The sequence below is a fragment of the Microvirga sp. 2TAF3 genome (assembly GCF_052114965.1).
In the GTDB taxonomy this organism is placed as follows: Bacteria; Pseudomonadota; Alphaproteobacteria; order Rhizobiales; family Beijerinckiaceae; genus Microvirga.
In genome coordinates this window covers 24,604-41,394 of record NZ_JBFRFT010000024.1, presented here as the reverse complement: position 1 = coordinate 41,394, position 16,791 = coordinate 24,604, and the positions used below count along the sequence as shown (strand labels likewise).

Below are 16,791 nucleotides of genomic sequence, written 5' to 3'. Positions count from 1 at the left end.
TTGGATCGGCAAATTCTGCCTACCCATTGATATTGTTGGATTTTTCTAGTTAACGAGCATTAAGTTCGGTTACAGGTCCAGTAACCCTTGGCGCAAGGGGGAAAAACTTAAGCGATGGAAGGGGCAGGGACCGTCGCTCGCCAGCACGGAAAGATGTGTCTTCGTGCTGTAGCCCGCATTGGTCGCGAATCCATAAGCGGGGTAGATGGCACCGAGCCGCGCCATCAGCCGGTCGCGCACCACCTTCGCGACGATGGAGGCGGCGGCAATGGAGGCGATGCTCGAATCGCCCTGGATGACCGTTTCCACTGTGCAGGGCAGGTCCGGCGGATCGTTGCCGTCGACCAGCGCCATATCCGGTTTGCAGGGAAGCGCCGCGAGCGCCCGGCACATGGCGAGCAGCGAGGCCTGGCGAATATTGATGGTGTCGATCTCCACGTGGGAAATCGAGGCGATGCCCACATGCGCCGTGGCGAGGATCTGGGCGAACAGGGCTTCGCGCTTCTGCGCGGTGAGCACCTTCGAATCGGCGAGCCCGTCAGGCACGTTCTTCAGGTTCAGCACCACAGCCGCCGAGACGACCGGCCCGGCCAGTGGCCCGCGCCCGACTTCGTCGAGCCCGGCAATGCACCGATAGCCCGCGCGGCTCAGGGCGCGCTCGCGCTTGAGGCCGAGGCCTGCCGTGATGCGAATCGGTGCGGTCATGAACGGCATAGAAGCGGCAATGCCGTTCCTTTTCCAGCCCCGGCAACGTCGCGCCCATGACCACCGCGTGTTATCCCCGGCGAGCCGAAGGCGAGGGAAGGGGATCCAGCTTCCAGTCTGGCACTGATGGATTCTCTTTCCCTCCGCTGCGCTCCAGCCGGGAATGACAAGGGGAACGCACCTCGCAGCCTCATCCTGAGGAGGTCACGCAGTGACCGTCTCGAAGGACGAGGCGTCTCCCGTGCGTGCTGGATCCTCCTTCGAGACGCAGCCTAACGGCTGCTCCTCAGGATGAGGTTTGAGGATACGGCGACCGATCCGCGCTTCCACCTCTCCCGGTGGGAGAGAGAAGAGAGGAAAGATGGCGTCCGGGATGATGAGGGAGGGTGAAGAGGAAGGGTTATGAAGCCTTTGTCAAAACAGCGACAGTTGCCCCGTTTCCTTCACCGGCGGCGTGAACAGGTCCGTGCGCAGCTTGAGCGAACGCTTGTTGAGGCCAAGGCGCTCGGCGGCGGTTTCGAATCGGCGGCCGATCATCCAGGCGAAGGGGCCGATGCCCGTTTGCCGAGCGCCCCATTGCGCATCGTAATCCTTGCCGCCGCGCGCTTCCTGGAGCAGCGAGAACACGTGATTGAGCTTGTCCGGGTAGTGCTCGGCGAGCCAGTCGCGCATCAGGTCCTTCAGATCGTGCGGCAGGCGCAGCAGAACGTAACCGGCCTCGCGCGCCCCGGCTGCATGGGCGGCTTTCAGGATCGCCTCGATCTCATGGTCGTTGATGGCTGGGATAATGGGAGCCACCAGCACCGTGACGGGAATTCCCGCCTCGGAGAGCTTGCGCACCGTTTCCAGACGCTTGGCGGGCGAGGCGGCGCGGGGCTCCATCCTGCGGGCGAGCTTGGGGTCGAGGGTAGTGATGGAGATCGCGACCTTGGCGAGCTGCCGGTCTGCCATCTGGCTTAGGACGTCGATATCGCGGGTCACAAGTGCCGATTTCGTCACGATCCCGACCGGATGATTCGCCCGGTTCAGGGTCTCGAGGATGCCGCGCGTGATGCGGAAGCGCCGCTCCACCGGCTGGTAGGGATCGGTGTTGGAGCCGAGCGCGATCACCTTCGGCTCGTAGTTCGTGGCGCGCAGCTCCTTTTCCAGAAGGTCCGGCGCGCTCGGCTTGGCGAAGATCTTGGTCTCGAAATCGAGCCCCGAGGACAGGCCCTGATAGGCATGGGTCGGGCGCGCGAAGCAATAGGAGCAGCCGTGCTCGCAGCCCCGGTAGGGATTGATCGAGCGGTCGTAGCCGATATCGGGCGAATCGTTGCGGGTGATGATCGTGCGCGGCTTCTCGATGATGACTTCCGTCGGAAGCGGAGGAAGCTCCTCTTCGAAATCCCAGCCGTCGTCGAAGCCCTCACGCTTCGCGGGCTCGTAGCGCCCCGTCGGGTTCGATACCGCGCCCCGGCCGCGGCGGCGGTCCGTTTCCACCCGATAGGCGGGATCGTCCATCCGGCGGCGCGCGGCCTCGGCCGCCTCGATCGGCGAGCGGCTGACGGGCCGTAAGCGGACGGAATCGCGGGCGGTTTCCTTGAAACGGATGGTCATGGCGGCCTCGAAACGAATCCGATGAAATGAGAACGTTACGAGAACAGAGAACAAAAATGGAACGAAATCAAGTCTTCTTCGTGGCGACGCGAGCCTTCGAAAGGGTTATGCTCTGCACATGATCACCGCTCTCATCCGCGTCGAACACGGGCCCGAGGCCCTGGCCGTTACTTTAAGCGCGCTCGTTCCCGCCGTGGCCGCGGGGCTCGTGGGCGACGCCGTCATTCTGGCTGAGACCCAGGATGAGAATGTCGACAAAGTGGCCGATGCGGCCGGCGCGGTTTTGGTCGTGACGGGGGAGGAGCCTTGGAAGGAAGGTGCGCGGGCAGCGCGGCACGACTGGCTTTTGTGCCTCGATGACGGCGACATTCCGCAGGAGGGCTGGATCCGCGTGCTCGAACGGTTCGTGGCCTTGGGCGCTCCCGAGGGTGGGTCGGGCCGCCTGCGGCGCCAACGGGAAGGATTGCTGCGCGCTGGCGCCGACGGATTGCGCGCCATCCTGAACCGGAGGGGCGTCCGCGCGGGCGACTTGGTTCACCGCCGTGTCCTTATGGAGAATGGCAGGGTGCGCGCGCCGGTACGGCTTGCCGCCACCATCGGGCGCGATCCGATCTTCGGCTAGAGCATCGGACCCAAAAGTGGAGTCCACTTTTGGGATCAATCCGATGCTCATTTCCTTAAGCGGCGCATCGTTGTATGCGGAAAACCGGGTCCACTTTTCCGCATACAACGATGCGCTAGAGCATTTTCCGCAAAAGTGGATACCGGTTTTGCGTGAGAAAATGCGGCAGACTAAAACTTAAAAGAGTTCTCAGGACTTCAGCTTGTCGCGTTTCAGATGCTCGTCGAGGCGGGGCATGATCTCGACGAAATTGCAGGGCCGGTAACGGTAATCGAGCTGCGTCGACAGCACGCCGTCCCAGGCATCCTTGCAGGCGCCGGGAGACCCCGGCAGCACGAAGATGAAGGTTGCGCCCGCAACTCCCGCCGTGGCGCGCGACTGGATCGTCGCGGTGCCGATCTTGTCGTAGGAAATGCGGTGGAAGACGGCGGAAAAGCCGTCCATGCGCTTCTCGAACAAAGGCTCGATCGCCTCCGGCGTCACGTCGCGGCCGGTAAATCCGGTGCCGCCGGTGGTGATGACGACATCGATGGCGGGATCGGCGATCCAGCCCTTCACCTTGCCCCGGATCGCCTCCACGTCGTCCGGCACGATGGCCCGGTCGCCGAGCGTGTGGCCGGCCTTCGTCAGGCGCTCGACCAAGGTGCTGCCCGACTTGTCGTCCTCCAGCGCACGCGTGTCCGACACGGTGAGGATGGCGATCGTGAGCGGGATGAAGGGATAGGATTCGTCGATAGCGGGCATGGGAGGGCTCTGGTTGGGGCGGGTCCTGATGTAGCGCTGCCTTGCGACCGGTTCCAGCCAAAGCACAATCTTCGTCACTCCGGGGCCGCCTCAGCGGAACCCGGAACCCATAAACACAACGCACCGAAAGAATCACAAGGCCAACCGCTGTGCCTAATCCTGAACCCTCAGCGGATATGGGTTCCGGGCTCCGCTGCGCGGCCCCGGAATGACGGCACGCCGGCTCTTTGAATCCTTACAGCCGGCTCGCCCGGAACGTGTCGCAGGCCTGGATCTGTCCGGTCTTCAATCCCGTCGTCAGCCAGCGCACGCGCTGGGCCGAGGAGCCGTGGGTGAAGGAATCGGGTACCACCTGGCCCTGGGATTGCTTCTGCAGGCGGTCGTCGCCGATGGCCTCCGCCGCTGCGATAGCCTCTTCGATATCGCCCTGCTCGAGCGATTGCCAGCGCTGCTGGGAATGATGCGCCCAGACCCCGGCGAGGCAATCGGCCATCAACTCGACGCGGACGGAAAGCTGATTGCGCTCGGTCCCTCCGACCTCCTGCTGGCGCGCCTGGACGCGCGGCAGGATGCCGAGCTGGTTTTCCACATGGTGGCCGACCTCGTGCGCGATCACGTAGGCATAGGCGAAATCGCCTCCGGCGCGGAAGCGGCGCTGCATTTCCTGGAAGAAGGAGAGGTCGAGATAGACGGTCTGGTCGAGCGGGCAATAGAACGGCCCCATGGCCGATTGCGCGGCGCCGCAGCCCGAGCGGGTCGCGCCCGAGAAGAGCACGAGCTTGGGCGGCTGGTACTGCTTGTTGACCTGCTGGGGCAGCACGACCTTCCACACATCCTCGGTATTGCCGAGGATCGCGGCTGCGAAGCGGCCCATCTCGTCCTGGGGCGCGCCCTGCTTGCCCTGCTGCTGCTGTTCATAGCCGCCCTTGTTGGCGATCATCTCAGCGCCGCCGATGAGCAGGCGCGGATCGATGCCGAAGGCCCAGCCGATGAGGCCGAGCACGATGACGGTTCCGATGCCGAGGCCGCCCGCGCCTCCCGGGATGCCCCGGCGATCTTCGACATTGGATGAGGTTCGGAAATCTTCCCAGCGCATGGTCCACCTTACAGAGGCAACATGACGCCCCGCAGAGCCTTAAAGCTGGAGCGTATAGACAGGTTCCAGCGAGAACGGAAAGGGCCGTTCATTCTTTTCCGTCGAGAGCCCGGCGCAAGGCCGAAAAATCCCGCCATCCCAGGCGCTTCTGCAGGGGTTGGCGCAGCAGATAGGCCGGATGCAGGGTCGGAAGCGTCCTGATGTCACGTCCGTCCCCGGTCTTGTAGGTGAACCAGCGTCCGCGGGTACGCAGGATCCCATCCTTGATGTCGAGAAGGTTCTGGGCGGCGGGGCCGCCGAGACAGAGCAGGAATTCCGGACTCGCCAGTTCGATCTGGCGCGCAATGAACGGCTTGCAGATCGCCACCTCCTGCGGCGTCGGCGTGCGGTTGCCGGGCGGACGCCATGGCACGATGTTGGCCACGTAGACATGGGTCCGGTCGAGGCCGATGGCCGCGAGCATCCGGTCGAGCAGCTGGCCCGAGCGGCCCATGAACGGCTTGCCGATCCGGTCCTCGTCCGCGCCAGGGGCCTCGCCCACCAGCATCACGCGGCCTTGTGGATTGCCGTCGGAGAAGGCGAGGTTCTTGGCGCTGAATTTCAAGGCGCAGCCATCGAATTGGCGCAGGATCGCCTCCAACTCCTCCAGGGATTGCGCGTGTTTTGCCTGCTCGCGGGCAAGCAGGGCTGCATCCTCCGGCGCGCCGGCAGCGACCATCGGCAGGGCGCGCGGAGGGGAAGAAGGCGCGGGCGCGGAACGCAATGTTTCCTGCTGCGGCTCGGCTCGCCGCTCGAGTGCGGGAGGCGGTGCCTCCGCGAAGCGGTTGTGGGGCGTCTCGTCGAGCGCAAGATCCACCCCCGCCTCGACGTGGAAGTCGAGGAGTGCGTGAAGGGCGTCGCGGTCGGGAGGGTGATCCTGCATGAAGCGTATTTAGAGCATGATCCGGCAAAGTGGAAACCGGTTCGCCGAAAGGATCATGCGGTCCCCAAGGGGAGCCTGCCAAATGTCCTGCGTAGCGTGGACAACTCGACAAGGCTCTTGCCCTGCCGTGCTTTTCCTTCGAATGGAACTGTTCCAAGTTTTCCGCCGAAAAGCTTGAGAACATGAGACGCTTTGTTCATATGTAAACGGTCTGCCACGAAGCGTGACCGCGTATCAGGAGGAATCCATGGCCGATCTGCCCGCCCGTGAATCGATGGAGTTCGACGTCGTCGTCGTGGGCGCGGGTCCGGCCGGTCTGGCGACCGCCATCCGCCTGAAACAGCAGACTGTCGAGGCGGGCACGGACATCTCCGTGGTCGTGGTCGAGAAGGGCTCCGAGGTCGGCGCGCATATCCTCTCCGGGGCGGTGATCGATCCCAGCGGCCTCGACCGGCTGCTGCCCGGCTGGCGCGACGATTCCGACCGGCCACTCACGACGCAGGTCACCGCGGACGAGTTCCTCTATCTCGGCCCGGCCGGCGGCATGCGGCTGCCGAACGCGCTCATGCCGAAACTGATGGACAATCACGGCAATTTCGTCGGCTCGCTCGGCAACGTCGCCCGCTGGCTCGGGCGCAAGGCGGAGGAACTTGGCGTCGAGATCTATCCCGGTTTCCCGGCGTCCGAGGTGCTGGTGGAGGATGGCAAGGTGGTGGGCATCGCCACCGGCGACATGGGCATCGGCCGCAACGGCGAGCCCAACGCCAATTTCACCCGCGGCATGGAGCTGCGCGCCAAGTACACCATCTTCGGCGAGGGCGCGCGCGGCTCGCTCACCAAGCAGATGGTCGACCGCTTCGGGCTCAACAAAGGCCGCGACCACCAGAAATACGGCATCGGCATCAAGGAGCTCTGGCAGGTCAGGCCGGAGAAGCACCGGCCCGGCCTCGTGCGCCATTCCATGGGCTGGCCGCTGGAGAACGACACCGGCGGCGGTTCCTGGCTCTACCATTTCGACGACAACCTCGTCTCGGTCGGCTTCGTGGTGCATCTCAACTACAAGAACCCGACCCTGTCGCCTTTCGACGAATTCCAGCGCTTCAAGACCCATCCGATGATCCGCGACGTGTTCGAGGGCGGAAAGCGCATCGGCTATGGGGCCCGCGCCATCATGGAGGGCGGCTGGCAATCGGTGCCGCGCCTGTCCTTCCCGGGCGGCTGCCTCGTCGGCGACTCGGCCGGCTTCGTGAACGTGCCGCGCATCAAGGGCAGCCACAACGCGATCCTGTCCGGCATGCTCTGCGCCGATCACGTCTTTGCGGCGCTGCAGGCGGGCCGCGCCCATGACGAGGTCGCCGCTTACGAGGAGGCCTGGCGCTCCTCTCCCATCGGCTCCGATCTCAAGCGCGTGCGCAACGTCAAGCCGCTCTGGTCGAAATACGGCACCGCCATCGGCGTGGCCTTGGGCGGGCTCGACATGTGGCTGAACCAGCTTACCGGCTGGTCGCCGTTCGGCACCATGAAGCACGGCAAGCCCGACCATGAAAGCTTGAAGCCGCTCGCGGCGGTGACGCCGATCCAATACGGCAAGCCCGACGGCGTGTTGACCTTCGACAAGCTGTCCTCGGTGTTTCTGTCGAACACCAACCACGAGGAGGACCAGCCGCCCCATCTCCAGATCAGGGACATGGAGCTGCAGAAGCGGTCCGAGCACGACGTCTATGGGGGGCCATCGCGGCTTTACTGTCCGGCCGGCGTCTATGAATGGGTCGAGGACGAGAGCGGCCTGCGCTACCAGATCAACGCGCAGAACTGCGTCCACTGCAAGACCTGCGATATCAAGGACCCGAACCAGAACATCAACTGGGTCACGCCGGAGGGGCCGGGCGGGCCGAACTACGTCAATATGTGAGGCTGGAACTCTCCCTGTCATTCCGGGTCCGCGTGAGCGGAGCCCGGAATGACAGCCTCTTTCTTCATGAGAACTCGACCAGCGGCAATGTTCCCCTTGCCGCCGCGACAGTGAGACGCCATTCTCCGGCCTGATTTGACGCACATCTGTCCAGGGGATCTTCTCCCCCGGATGCGCGATGACTGGAGCAGCACTGAGTGCCAACCTTTAATTTGTTCTCGGCCCGTAAAGGCCTGCCCGCGCTTGTGTTTTCGATTGCCGGTCTTCTGGCGACGCCTGTTTGGGCGGCCAATACCGATCAGAACGAGATCCTGAGGCCGGCGGCGAGCCTGGAGGGCAACTTCCTAGCGGCCTATGTGGCGGGCTCGGCTCGGGATACGGCGGCGGCGACGACCTTTTTCAAGCAGGCGATCCAGGAAGACCCGCGCAATCAGGAGCTTCTGGAGCGTGCTTTCGTGGCCTTCCTGGCCAACGGCTCCATGCCTGAGGCCTTCCGCGCGGCGGAGCGTCTTGCCTCCCGCGATCCGTCGAACAACCTCGCTCAGTTCGCTTTGGCCGTTCAGTCGCTGAAGGCCAAGAAATATGCCGACACCCGTGCCAAGCTGAACGGCCGGGGGCGGAAGGCGGACTTGACCGCAACGCTTCTCACCGCCTGGGCCTATGCGGGGGCCAAGGACGGCAAGCAGGCTCTGTCGACGGTCGACCGCCTCAAGAGCGAGCGCGCCTTCAACCAATTCCGGGAATATCACGCCGCCCTGATCGCCGATGTCACCAACAATCCGGCCGAGGCGGAGAAGCGCTTCAAGGCGGCCTATGAGAGCGAACGCAATACCCTGCAGGTGGTCGACGCCTATGCCCGCTTCCTGGCGAAGCGCGGACGCCGCGACGAGGCGCTGGCCCTCTACAAGTCCTTCGACGAGACGGTGCCGCGCCATCCCGCCGTCCGCGCGGCCATGGCGGCGCTGAAGGAGGGCAAGCCCCTCGCGCCGCTCGTCACGACCGCCCAGGCAGGGGCGGCGGAGCTGCTCTATGGCCTCGGTGTGGTAGGCAACAGTCAGGGCGACGAGCTGACGGCGATCATCTATCTGCGCCTCGGGCTCGATCTCGATCCGAACCATGCGCTCGCCCTGGTCACACTTGGTGATGTCTACGAGCGCCTGAAGCAGTACGACCGGGCGAACGAGGTTTTCGTCCGCGTGCCCAAGGATGCGCCGGTCCGCACCAGCGCCGATATCGCCATCGGCCAGAACTACGAGCTTCTCGGCCGCAGCGCCGAGGCGGAAAGCCATCTCCAGACGCTCATGAAGGCGCATCCGGACGATGTCGAGGTCGTGATGGCGCTGGGCAATGTACAGCGCTCCCGCAAGCAGTTCGCGGCCGCCGCCGAAACTTATGACAAGGCCATCAAGCTCGTCGGCTCGCCCGAGCGCAGCCACTGGATCCTGTTTTTCTATCGCGGCACGTCCCACGAGCGCGCCAAGCAATGGGATCTGGCGGAGGCCGACCTGAAGAAGGCAATGGAACTCGTCCCCGACACCCTGCCGCAAGGCAAGGCGCAAGTGCTCAACTACCTCGCCTATTCCTGGGTCGATCGGAACGAGAATATCGATGAGGCCTTCAAGATGTTGACCCGGGCCGTCGAACTCGCCCCCCGCGACGGCATGATCATCGACTCGCTCGGCTGGGCCTATTACCGCATGGGCCGCTACGACGACGCGGTGCGGGAACTCGAAAAGGCGGTCGAGCTGAAAGCCGGCGATCCGGTGATCAACGACCATCTGGGCGACGCTTATTGGAAGACCGGCCGCAGGCTGGAGGCGAAGTTCCAGTGGAACCACGCCAAGGACTCGAACCCCGAGCACGAGGATCTGGTGAAGATTCTCCAGAAGATCGACAACGGTCTCGACGATTCCAAGCCCGCCGTGGAAGGCGCGCCGGTGGTGCCGGCCCCGTCGAACCAGAGCGGGGGGTAGGCCTCTTCAGTCGTCATGGCCGGGCTTGTCCCGGCCATTTTATTGAACGGCAACCTCTCCACCTTCATTCCGGGACGCGCTTCTGGCGCGGCCCCCGGAATGACAGGAGGTGATCCTCTTCCCATCCGCGCGTCTCTCGGGCATGGAATCCCCATGGCTCGCACCCTCGCAACCCGCGCCCCCGCCAAGATCAACCTGACGCTTCACGTCCTCGGAAAGCGGGCGGACAGCTATCATGATCTGGAAAGCCTCGTCGTCTTCGCGGGCACCGGCGACGATCTGCGGCTGGAGCCGGGCGAGGCGCTCCGGCTCGAAGTGAGCGGCCCGACGGCGGCTCTTGCCGGCTCGGATGCGGATAATCTCGTCCTGAAAGCATCACGCCTGCTCGCCGACCGTGTCGCGGGCCTGTGCCTCGGGACCTTCCACCTGACGAAGCGCCTGCCGGTTGCCGCAGGAATTGGCGGCGGATCCTCCGATGCGGCCGCCGCCCTTCGTCTTCTCGCGCGACTGAACGACCTGCCCCTGTTCCACCCCGCCATACGGGAGGCCGCCCGCCTGACGGGAGCCGATGTGCCCGTCTGCCTGGAGCCGCGGGCGCGCATGATGCGAGGGGTTGGAGAGGCTGTGGGGCCTGCGCTGCGTCTGCCGCGCCTTTTCGCCGTGCTTGTCAATCCGCGTGTCCCGGTCGAGACGCCTGCTGTGTTCAAGGCGCTGGGATTGCAGCCGGGGCAAAGCCTCGATGGGGCGAAACACCCGGATGTGGAACAGGCTTCGGCTGAGGTCCTAATGGATCGCCTGAAGGCGGCCCGCAACGATCTGGAACCGCCGGCGCGAAAACTTCAGCCGCTGGTCGGCGAAGCGCTGACGCTCTTATCCGAAACCGAAAGCTGCCGCCTTGCGCGCATGTCGGGCTCCGGCGCGACGGTGTTCGGGTTGTATGACGATTGCATGGCTGCCGCCGAGGCTGCGAAGAAGATCCGGCATCAACGGCCGGAATGGTGGGTGCAGGCGACGAGCTTGAGGTAGGGGCTCGATTTTCCCTCACCCCTGCGGGGAGGGATGAAGGGTGGGGTGGAACGACCGGGTGAGTGGGGTGGAGGGAGAGCTGTAGCGGACTTGAGCCTTCGCATCTCTCCACCTCCGCGCTCCGACTTTACAACCACCACCCCTTCCCCTCCCCGCAAGGGGGAGGGGAAGAGAAGAGGCGCATTCTTACCACGCCGGGATGATGGCGCCCTTGAAACGGGTGTCCAGGAAGGAAGCGACTTCCGGGGACTGGTAGGATTGCACGAAGGTCTTGATCTCGGGACGGTTCTCCTCACCCTGGCGAGCGGCGATGAAGTTCGCGTAAGGATTGCCCTCGCGCTTCTCGACGGCGATCGTGTCCTTGCGGATGTCGAGGCCGGCATTGATCGCGTGGTCGGTGTTGATCACCGCCGCATCGAGATCGGGCAGGGCGCGGGGCAGCTGCGCCGCGTCGAGTTCGGAGAACTTGAGGTCCTTCGGGTTCTCGGCGATATCGAGAAGGCTCGGTGACAGGCCCTTGCCGTCCTTCAGCTTGATCAAGCCCTGCGCGGCGAGAAGGTTGAGGGCTCGGCCGCCATTGCTCGGATCGTTCGGAAGGCCGATCTTCGCGCCCTTGGGCAGATCGGCTATCGCCTTGACCTTCTTCGAGTAGAGCCCGATCGGCTGCACGAAGGTGAAGCCCACGGGCACGATCTTGTAGCCGCGCGCCGCGATCTGCGCGTCCAGATAGGGCTTGTGCTGGAAGGCGTTGGCGTCGAGATCGCCGCGGGCGAGGGCCTCGTTGACCAGGGCGTAATCGGAGAAGGGGACGAGCTGCACGTTCAGCCCCTTGGTCGCCGCGACCTTCTTGACGACCTGCGCCACTTCCTCCTCCGCGCCCGACATGACGCCGACCTTAATGGTCGATTCGGCGGCGGCCGGAAGCGCGGTGGCGATAACCGCGCCGAGGGCGAAAGAGGCGGACAGCAGGGTGCGACGGGTGAAATCGAACATGGATAGGACCTTTCAGGCAAAGTTCGTCTGCCGGCTCAAGCGAAGCCGGGCGTGCGGTTCTGGATTGTTGAAGTGAGGATTATGCCGTGAGGCGACAACACCCATGGGCCGGGGCGAGGGGTAAGCTCGTCATTCGTGTCGGCATTGGGAAAAGGCGCGTCATGGCACATCGATCCTGTGAACCACGAGGCGGAAAGTACGCTCCGTGGCGCTTTAGCGTTTTTTGACGCGGCGCAAGCTGCTCGTCTCAAATCACCGCGGCTTCCGCATGACCGAGGTCGTCCGGAAGCAGGAGCAAATTGGCACCCGCTTTCTTCCCTGTCAATCAAAATGTTCTTTTAAAAGAACGAATCCGAAGAGAGGGAAAGTTCCCAGCAGGCCATTCTCGCGAGAAAATTCGCTTCCGGAAGGGGCGGAGCGGTGCAAGCAAGAGCTGTTATCAAGCAGATCTCGCCGTAAAAACGGCGAGATGGATCAACCCGCCGTTCGGATTGGAGAACGATTCTCTTCCTAGTGGAGCCGGGCGCGGTCAGTGCGCCCGGGCGATGCAGAAATCGACCGTATCGAGCAGAGCCTGCTTCATCGGGCCGTTCGGAAAGAGGGCGAGGGCGTCCCGCGCCATGGCGCCGTAATGGCGCGCGCGCTCGACGGTATCCTCGAGCGCCCGGTGGCGGCGCATGATGGCGATGGCCTGTTCGAGATCCGAATTCTCGATCTCGCCCTGTTCGAGAACCCGCTTCCAGAAGGCGCGCTCCTCGTCCGTCCCCCGGCGGAAGGAGAGGACCACGGGAAGGGTGATCTTGCCCTCGCGGAAATCGTCGCCGACATTCTTGCCGAGCGTCGCTGCCTTGCCGCCGTAATCGAGGGCATCGTCCACGAGCTGGAAGGCTATGCCGAGATTCATGCCGTAGGAGCGGCACGCGGTCTGCTCCGCCTTGGGGCGGTTGGCGATGACCGGGCCGACCTCGCAGGCGGCGGCGAACAGCTCCGCCGTCTTGCCGCGGATCACGGCGAGATATTCGTCCTCGGTGGTCTCGGTGTTCTTGGCGGCGGCGAGCTGCATCACCTCGCCCTCCGCGATCACGGTCGCGGCGGCGGAGAGGATGTCGAGGGCGCGTAAGGACCCCACTTCCACCATCATGCGGAAAGCCTGGCCGAGCAGAAAATCGCCCACCAGCACGCTGGCCTCGTTGCCCCACTTGATGCGGGCGGCGATCTTGCCGCGGCGCATGTCGCTCTCGTCCACCACGTCGTCGTGGAGAAGGGTGGCGGTGTGCATGAACTCGACGCTTGCCGCGAGTTTCACATGGCCGTCGCCCTCGTAGCCGGACAGTCCGGCCGTCGCGAGGGTCAGCATGGGCCGCAGGCGCTTGCCGCCGGAGGAGATGAGATGGTTCGCCACCTCCGGAATCATGGTGACTTCGGATCCGGTCCGCGACAGGATCATCGCATTGACCCGTTCCATGTCCGCAGTCACAAGGGAGACGAGCTTCTCGATGCCTGCATTCTTTTCGGGATGCTTGTCTTCGAATGGAACGACGACGCCCACGCCTCAAACCCGGGTTGCCGGCGCGAGAGGCCGGTAGGAATATCAAGACACCGTGGCATGACGATCCTCATGCTGCAATGCAAGAGCTTGCCGCAGGAGGAGCCCGGCGCCGATGGTCGAAATCGTCAGAACCAGCGATCTCGTTCTGATCGGCTTCCTACAGTCCTTGTTGGAAAACGCCAATATCCCTGTTCTCGTAGCGGACCTGCATATGAGCGCGCTGGAAGGCATGATCGGCGCATTTCCGCGCCGAATCCTGGTTCCACAGGATCATGAAGCCCAGGCTCGCCGCCTCATTCGCGAGGCCGGGCTCGATGCCGAGCTGCGCCATGCTTGAGACGACGACCGATTCGCTGCTTGGCGGACGCGTGCCCCTGATCCAGCCCAGGAAGGGCCATCGGGCCGGGACGGATGCTGTGCTCTTGGCGGCCGCAGCGCCCGTCAGGTCCGGCGATCTCGTGATGGATGTGGGCGCATCGACGGGCGCCGTCGGCCTCATGGTGGCGGCGCGGGAGAAGGGAGCCCGCTTCGTTTTCGTCGAGCGTGATGAGGCTCTCGCCGCCCTCTGCCGCCGAAATTGCGCGGAGAACGGGGTCGAGGGGCACGTGGCGGTCGCGGATCTGCTCGACAGGTCCTCGCGCCACGCGGCGGGTCTCGAGGCCGACAGGGCCGACCTCGTCCTGACCAATCCGCCGTTTCTGGAAGAGGGTCAGGTCCGCATCTCGCCCGACCGGGGGAGGGCGGCCGCCCATGCCCTGCCGGTCGGCGGGCTCGAGGCCTGGCTCTCGGCCTGCATCGGCCTTCTCAAGCCCAAGGGCCGGTTCGTTCTCATTCACCGGGCCGACCGGCTGGCCGATTGCCTGAACGCCGTGGGAAAAAGGCTCGGCGGCCTTGAAGTCCGCTTCATCCACCCCGCCGACGACCAGCCGGCAATCCGCTTTCTGCTGACGGGGGTAAAGGGGAGCCGCGCGCCGCTCGGCATCGCTCCGCCGCTGATTCTCAACGATTCCGAAGGGCGTTTCACGCCGCTCTCGGAGGCGTTGCATCGCGGCGATGCCCTTCTCCTATGAAAAAGGGCGCCCGAGGGCGCCCGATTCCGCTATCCTTCGAACCGCCTTAGCGGCAGATGCGCACAGGACGCTGGACCCAGCGATAGCCGTTCCAGACGCGCTGCGGACGGACGAAGCAGCGCGGGGCGACATAGGCCGGGCGGTAGCCATGGGGACGGTAGCCATGATAGCGCGGGCCGCGATAGGGGCCGCGATATTCGATGGGCCGGTAGCCGGGCCGCTCATGATAACCGGGATAATAGGGCTGCGCCGAGGCGGGCTGAGCGGCGAATGCGCCGAACCCGAGGGCAACCACGCCAAAAAGGCCGAAAAGAAATTTGCGCATATGAATCTCCTCACTTCGGGCTAGTCTGCGGCCCGCTACAGAGTATCGACAGGGCCGTTCTAAGGCCCAATGTTTAAGCGACCCTAACTGAACGAAGACCGACCGCTTCCCTAAAGGAATGTTCATCTTCGGGAAGCGGCGCCGTCTGGCGCATTGCGCGAGGCGCATTACATGGAAGTCATGACTCAGGATTCATTCATTTCGAAGCTCCCCGAGCGCCTGCAATTTCTCGTTCCCGCCCGTTTCAGGGTCCGCCATCCCGTCGTTTCCGTGGTGCGCCTGTCGGGCGTGATCGGCGCGATGATGCCATTGCGGCCGGGGCTTGCGATTTCAAGCGTCGCGCCCGTGCTGGAGCGGGCCTTTTCTCTTTCGGGCGCGAGGGCCGTCGCTGTCGTCGTCAATTCGCCTGGCGGATCGCCAGCGCAATCGCATCTCATCTTCAAGCGCATCCGCGCCCTTGCGGAGGAGAAGAAGCTGCCGGTCTTCGCCTTTGTGGAGGATGCGGCCGCGTCCGGCGGTTACATGATCGCCTGCGCCGCGGACGAGATCTATGCTGATCCTTCCTCCATCGTCGGGTCCATCGGCGTCGTCTCCGCCGGTTTCGGCTTCGACCGCCTGATCGAGCGCTTCGGCATCGAGCGGCGCGTGCATACGGCGGGCGAGAAGAAGGCGATGCTCGATCCCTTCCAGCCGGAGGATCCGCAGGATGTGGAGCGGCTCAAGAATCTCCAGCGTCACATTCACGACGTCTTCGTCGGCCTCGTCCGCACGCGCCGGGGGCGAAAGCTCGATGAAACCGACAGCGACCTTTTCTCGGGAGCTTTCTGGGTTGGGGATCAGGCGGTGAGCCTGGGCCTCGTCGACGGCCTGGGCGACATCCGCACCACCATGCGCGATCGTTTCGGCGAGAGGGTGCAGTTGCGCCTGATCGAGCCAGCGCGCCCGCCGCTCCTCGGCCGCCTCCTCGGCCGTCGTGCCTTCGGCCAGACCAGCCTGCTCGATCCTGCGGAAATGCTGGGCGTGGTGGAGGAGAGGGCAGCCTGGGCGCGGCTGGGGCTCTAATTGCTTTCGGCTGGCATTCCGGACGCCGTAGGCGATCCGGGATCGCATGATGATGAAAGCATCCCATCCTGCCAGCGATCCTGGGTTTTGCTTCGCGGCCCCGGGATGACGCTCTCCCGCCTCCAACGCTTGACTTGAGCCCTCCCTCATCCCAAGGGTTCGGCTGAAATCTTCAATCATCGGACGCCGACATGACGAGCGAACCCGCGCATATGAATCCCGCGCGCTCCTTCCAGGGCCTGATCCTCACCCTCCAGCGCTATTGGGCCGAGCAGGGCTGCGTCATTCTTCAGCCCTACGACATGGAAATGGGCGCGGGCACCTTCCATCCGGCCACCACCTTGCGGGCCCTGGGCCCGAAGCCCTGGCGCGCGGCCTATGTCCAGCCTTCCCGTCGCCCGAAGGACGGGCGCTACGGCGAGAACCCGAACCGGCTCCAGCATTACTACCAGTTCCAGGTCATCCTGAAGCCGAACCCGCCGAACATTCAGGACCTCTACGTGAAGTCCCTGGAAGCCATCGGCATCGACACCTCCGTGCACGATATCCGTTTCGTGGAGGACGACTGGGAAAGCCCGACCCTCGGTGCCTGGGGACTGGGCTGGGAATGCTGGTGCGACGGCATGGAAGTGTCGCAGTTCACCTACTTCCAGCAGGTGGCGGGCTTCGAGGTTGCACCTGTGGCGGGCGAGCTCACCTACGGTCTCGAACGCCTTGCCATGTATCTGCAGGGCGTGGAATCGATCTACGACCTCAACTTCAACGGCCTCGAAGGGGACCAGAAGGTTACCTACGGGGAGATCTTCAAGCAGGCCGAGCAGGAATTCTCCCGGCACAATTTCGAATATGCCGACACGGAGATGCTCTTCCGCCATTTCCGCGACGCCGAGGCCGCCTGCCGGAAATATCTGGCGGATGGCGAGCCGAAGCCCGGCGCGAACGACCAGCGCCACCTCATGGCCCTGCCGGCCTATGACCAAGCCATCAAGGCGAGCCACATGTTCAACCTGCTCGACGCCCGCGGCGTGATTTCCGTCACCGAACGCCAGAGCTACATTTTGCGTGTACGCGAGCTGGCGAAGGCCTGCGGCGCGGCGTGGCTGAAGACCGACGGCGGCGGATTGGGACATGAAACGCCGGCTTTGGCGGAGAAGTCGAAGGTCGAAGCGTAAGGTCAGCCCGCGCCTCACTCTCCC

General features: G+C 64.3%; 16 protein-coding genes and 1 riboswitch. Of the genes, 8 read left to right on the top strand and 8 right to left on the bottom strand.

Going from position 1 to position 16,791, the window contains the following annotated elements; all coding sequences use genetic code 11:
- Positions 1 to 69: 69 nt before the first annotated feature.
- Together AB4Y97_RS19165 and AB4Y97_RS19160 are read right to left on the bottom strand one after the other, a co-directional pair.
- Positions 70 to 705, bottom strand: coding sequence for a ribonuclease HII (locus tag AB4Y97_RS19165; protein WP_442000643.1), 636 nt, complete (start codon positions 703 to 705; stop codon positions 70 to 72).
- A 414-nt stretch (positions 706 to 1,119) separates the two neighbouring features.
- Positions 1,120 to 2,301, bottom strand: a complete 1,182-nt coding sequence (locus AB4Y97_RS19160; RefSeq protein WP_442000642.1) for a PA0069 family radical SAM protein — start codon at positions 2,299 to 2,301, stop codon at positions 1,120 to 1,122.
- Positions 2,302 to 2,419: 118 nt separating this feature from the next.
- On the opposite strand from AB4Y97_RS19160, the gene AB4Y97_RS19155 reads away from it, so the two are divergent.
- Positions 2,420 to 2,923: a hypothetical protein gene (locus AB4Y97_RS19155; protein WP_442000641.1), complete on the top strand. Its 504-nt coding sequence runs from the start codon at positions 2,420 to 2,422 to the stop codon at positions 2,921 to 2,923.
- Between the two features lie 189 nt (positions 2,924 to 3,112).
- On the opposite strand, the gene moaB is transcribed toward AB4Y97_RS19155, so the two are convergent.
- From moaB to AB4Y97_RS19140, 3 genes are all read right to left on the bottom strand, one after another.
- Positions 3,113 to 3,667 carry a molybdenum cofactor biosynthesis protein B gene (gene moaB, locus AB4Y97_RS19150; RefSeq protein ID WP_442000664.1) on the bottom strand — a complete coding sequence of 185 codons (555 nt, stop codon included), beginning with the start codon at positions 3,665 to 3,667 and terminating at the stop codon, positions 3,113 to 3,115.
- Between the two features lie 235 nt (positions 3,668 to 3,902).
- Positions 3,903 to 4,763: a KPN_02809 family neutral zinc metallopeptidase gene (gene ypfJ, locus AB4Y97_RS19145; RefSeq protein ID WP_442000640.1), complete on the bottom strand. Its 861-nt coding sequence runs from the start codon at positions 4,761 to 4,763 to the stop codon at positions 3,903 to 3,905.
- Between the two features lie 88 nt (positions 4,764 to 4,851).
- Entirely contained in the window at positions 4,852 to 5,685 is an 834-nt protein-coding gene (locus tag AB4Y97_RS19140) for a uracil-DNA glycosylase (RefSeq protein WP_442000639.1), read from the bottom strand.
- A gap of 247 nt (positions 5,686 to 5,932) precedes the next feature.
- On the opposite strand from AB4Y97_RS19140, the gene AB4Y97_RS19135 reads away from it, so the two are divergent.
- From AB4Y97_RS19135 to AB4Y97_RS19125, 3 genes are all read left to right on the top strand, one after another.
- Positions 5,933 to 7,597: an electron transfer flavoprotein-ubiquinone oxidoreductase gene (locus tag AB4Y97_RS19135; RefSeq protein WP_442000638.1), complete on the top strand. Its 1,665-nt coding sequence runs from the start codon at positions 5,933 to 5,935 to the stop codon at positions 7,595 to 7,597.
- Positions 7,598 to 7,794: 197 nt separating this feature from the next.
- Entirely contained in the window at positions 7,795 to 9,570 is a 1,776-nt protein-coding gene (locus AB4Y97_RS19130; protein WP_442000637.1) for a tetratricopeptide repeat protein, read from the top strand.
- Positions 9,571 to 9,723: 153 nt separating this feature from the next.
- Positions 9,724 to 10,596 (top strand): 4-(cytidine 5'-diphospho)-2-C-methyl-D-erythritol kinase, encoded by an 873-nt coding sequence (locus tag AB4Y97_RS19125; protein WP_442000636.1) that lies wholly within the window; start codon positions 9,724 to 9,726, stop codon positions 10,594 to 10,596.
- A gap of 186 nt (positions 10,597 to 10,782) precedes the next feature.
- On the opposite strand, the gene AB4Y97_RS19120 is transcribed toward AB4Y97_RS19125, so the two are convergent.
- Positions 10,783 to 11,589: a MetQ/NlpA family ABC transporter substrate-binding protein gene (locus AB4Y97_RS19120; RefSeq protein WP_442000635.1), complete on the bottom strand. Its 807-nt coding sequence runs from the start codon at positions 11,587 to 11,589 to the stop codon at positions 10,783 to 10,785.
- 193 nt (positions 11,590 to 11,782) lie between these two features.
- Positions 11,783 to 11,858, bottom strand: a riboswitch (SAM riboswitch).
- 260 nt (positions 11,859 to 12,118) lie between these two features.
- On the bottom strand, positions 12,119 to 13,138 hold the full coding sequence (locus AB4Y97_RS19115) for a polyprenyl synthetase family protein (RefSeq protein WP_442000634.1): 1,020 nt from the start codon (positions 13,136 to 13,138) through the stop codon (positions 12,119 to 12,121).
- Positions 13,139 to 13,250: 112 nt separating this feature from the next.
- Here AB4Y97_RS19115 and AB4Y97_RS19110 point away from each other — a divergent pair, with 112 nt between their 5' ends.
- Together AB4Y97_RS19110 and AB4Y97_RS19105 are read left to right on the top strand one after the other, a co-directional pair.
- Positions 13,251 to 13,475, top strand: a complete 225-nt coding sequence (locus AB4Y97_RS19110; RefSeq protein WP_442000633.1) for a putative signal transducing protein — start codon at positions 13,251 to 13,253, stop codon at positions 13,473 to 13,475.
- Positions 13,468 to 14,208: a tRNA1(Val) (adenine(37)-N6)-methyltransferase gene (locus tag AB4Y97_RS19105; protein ID WP_442000632.1), complete on the top strand. Its 741-nt coding sequence runs from the start codon at positions 13,468 to 13,470 to the stop codon at positions 14,206 to 14,208. Before AB4Y97_RS19110 ends, AB4Y97_RS19105 begins: the two co-directional genes overlap by 8 nt.
- 46 nt (positions 14,209 to 14,254) lie before the next feature.
- Here AB4Y97_RS19105 and AB4Y97_RS19100 read toward each other — a convergent pair whose 3' ends face one another.
- Positions 14,255 to 14,533, bottom strand: a complete 279-nt coding sequence (locus tag AB4Y97_RS19100; RefSeq protein ID WP_442000631.1) for a hypothetical protein — start codon at positions 14,531 to 14,533, stop codon at positions 14,255 to 14,257.
- A gap of 180 nt (positions 14,534 to 14,713) precedes the next feature.
- Between AB4Y97_RS19100 and AB4Y97_RS19095 the strand changes: the two genes are divergently transcribed.
- On the top strand, positions 14,714 to 15,595 hold the full coding sequence (locus AB4Y97_RS19095) for a S49 family peptidase (RefSeq protein ID WP_442000630.1): 882 nt from the start codon (positions 14,714 to 14,716) through the stop codon (positions 15,593 to 15,595).
- Between the two features lie 191 nt (positions 15,596 to 15,786).
- A complete protein-coding gene (locus AB4Y97_RS19090; protein WP_442000629.1) occupies positions 15,787 to 16,767 on the top strand; it encodes a glycine--tRNA ligase subunit alpha in 981 nt (326 codons plus the stop codon).
- The last annotated feature ends 24 nt before the right edge of the window (positions 16,768 to 16,791 follow it).

Excerpts from the sequence above, each read along its gene's own strand:
- AB4Y97_RS19100 (WP_442000631.1), bottom strand. The coding sequence starts at position 14,533 with ATGCGCAAATTTCTTTTCGGCCTTTTTGGCGTGGTTGCCCTCGGGTTC.
- AB4Y97_RS19165 (WP_442000643.1), bottom strand. The coding sequence starts at position 705 with ATGACCGCACCGATTCGCATCACGGCAGGCCTCGGCCTCAAGCGCGAG.
- AB4Y97_RS19140 (WP_442000639.1), bottom strand. The coding sequence starts at position 5,685 with ATGCAGGATCACCCTCCCGACCGCGACGCCCTTCACGCACTCCTCGAC.
- ypfJ (WP_442000640.1), bottom strand. The coding sequence starts at position 4,763 with ATGCGCTGGGAAGATTTCCGAACCTCATCCAATGTCGAAGATCGCCGG.
- moaB (WP_442000664.1), bottom strand. The coding sequence starts at position 3,667 with ATGCCCGCTATCGACGAATCCTATCCCTTCATCCCGCTCACGATCGCC.
- AB4Y97_RS19120 (WP_442000635.1), bottom strand. The coding sequence starts at position 11,589 with ATGTTCGATTTCACCCGTCGCACCCTGCTGTCCGCCTCTTTCGCCCTC.
- AB4Y97_RS19155 (WP_442000641.1), top strand. The coding sequence starts at position 2,420 with ATGATCACCGCTCTCATCCGCGTCGAACACGGGCCCGAGGCCCTGGCC.
- AB4Y97_RS19110 (WP_442000633.1), top strand. The coding sequence starts at position 13,251 with ATGGTCGAAATCGTCAGAACCAGCGATCTCGTTCTGATCGGCTTCCTA.
- AB4Y97_RS19095 (WP_442000630.1), top strand. The coding sequence starts at position 14,714 with ATGACTCAGGATTCATTCATTTCGAAGCTCCCCGAGCGCCTGCAATTT.
- AB4Y97_RS19135 (WP_442000638.1), top strand. The coding sequence starts at position 5,933 with ATGGCCGATCTGCCCGCCCGTGAATCGATGGAGTTCGACGTCGTCGTC.
- AB4Y97_RS19105 (WP_442000632.1), top strand. The coding sequence starts at position 13,468 with ATGCTTGAGACGACGACCGATTCGCTGCTTGGCGGACGCGTGCCCCTG.
- AB4Y97_RS19090 (WP_442000629.1), top strand. The coding sequence starts at position 15,787 with ATGACGAGCGAACCCGCGCATATGAATCCCGCGCGCTCCTTCCAGGGC.
- AB4Y97_RS19125 (WP_442000636.1), top strand. The coding sequence starts at position 9,724 with ATGGCTCGCACCCTCGCAACCCGCGCCCCCGCCAAGATCAACCTGACG.
- AB4Y97_RS19160 (WP_442000642.1), bottom strand. The coding sequence starts at position 2,301 with ATGACCATCCGTTTCAAGGAAACCGCCCGCGATTCCGTCCGCTTACGG.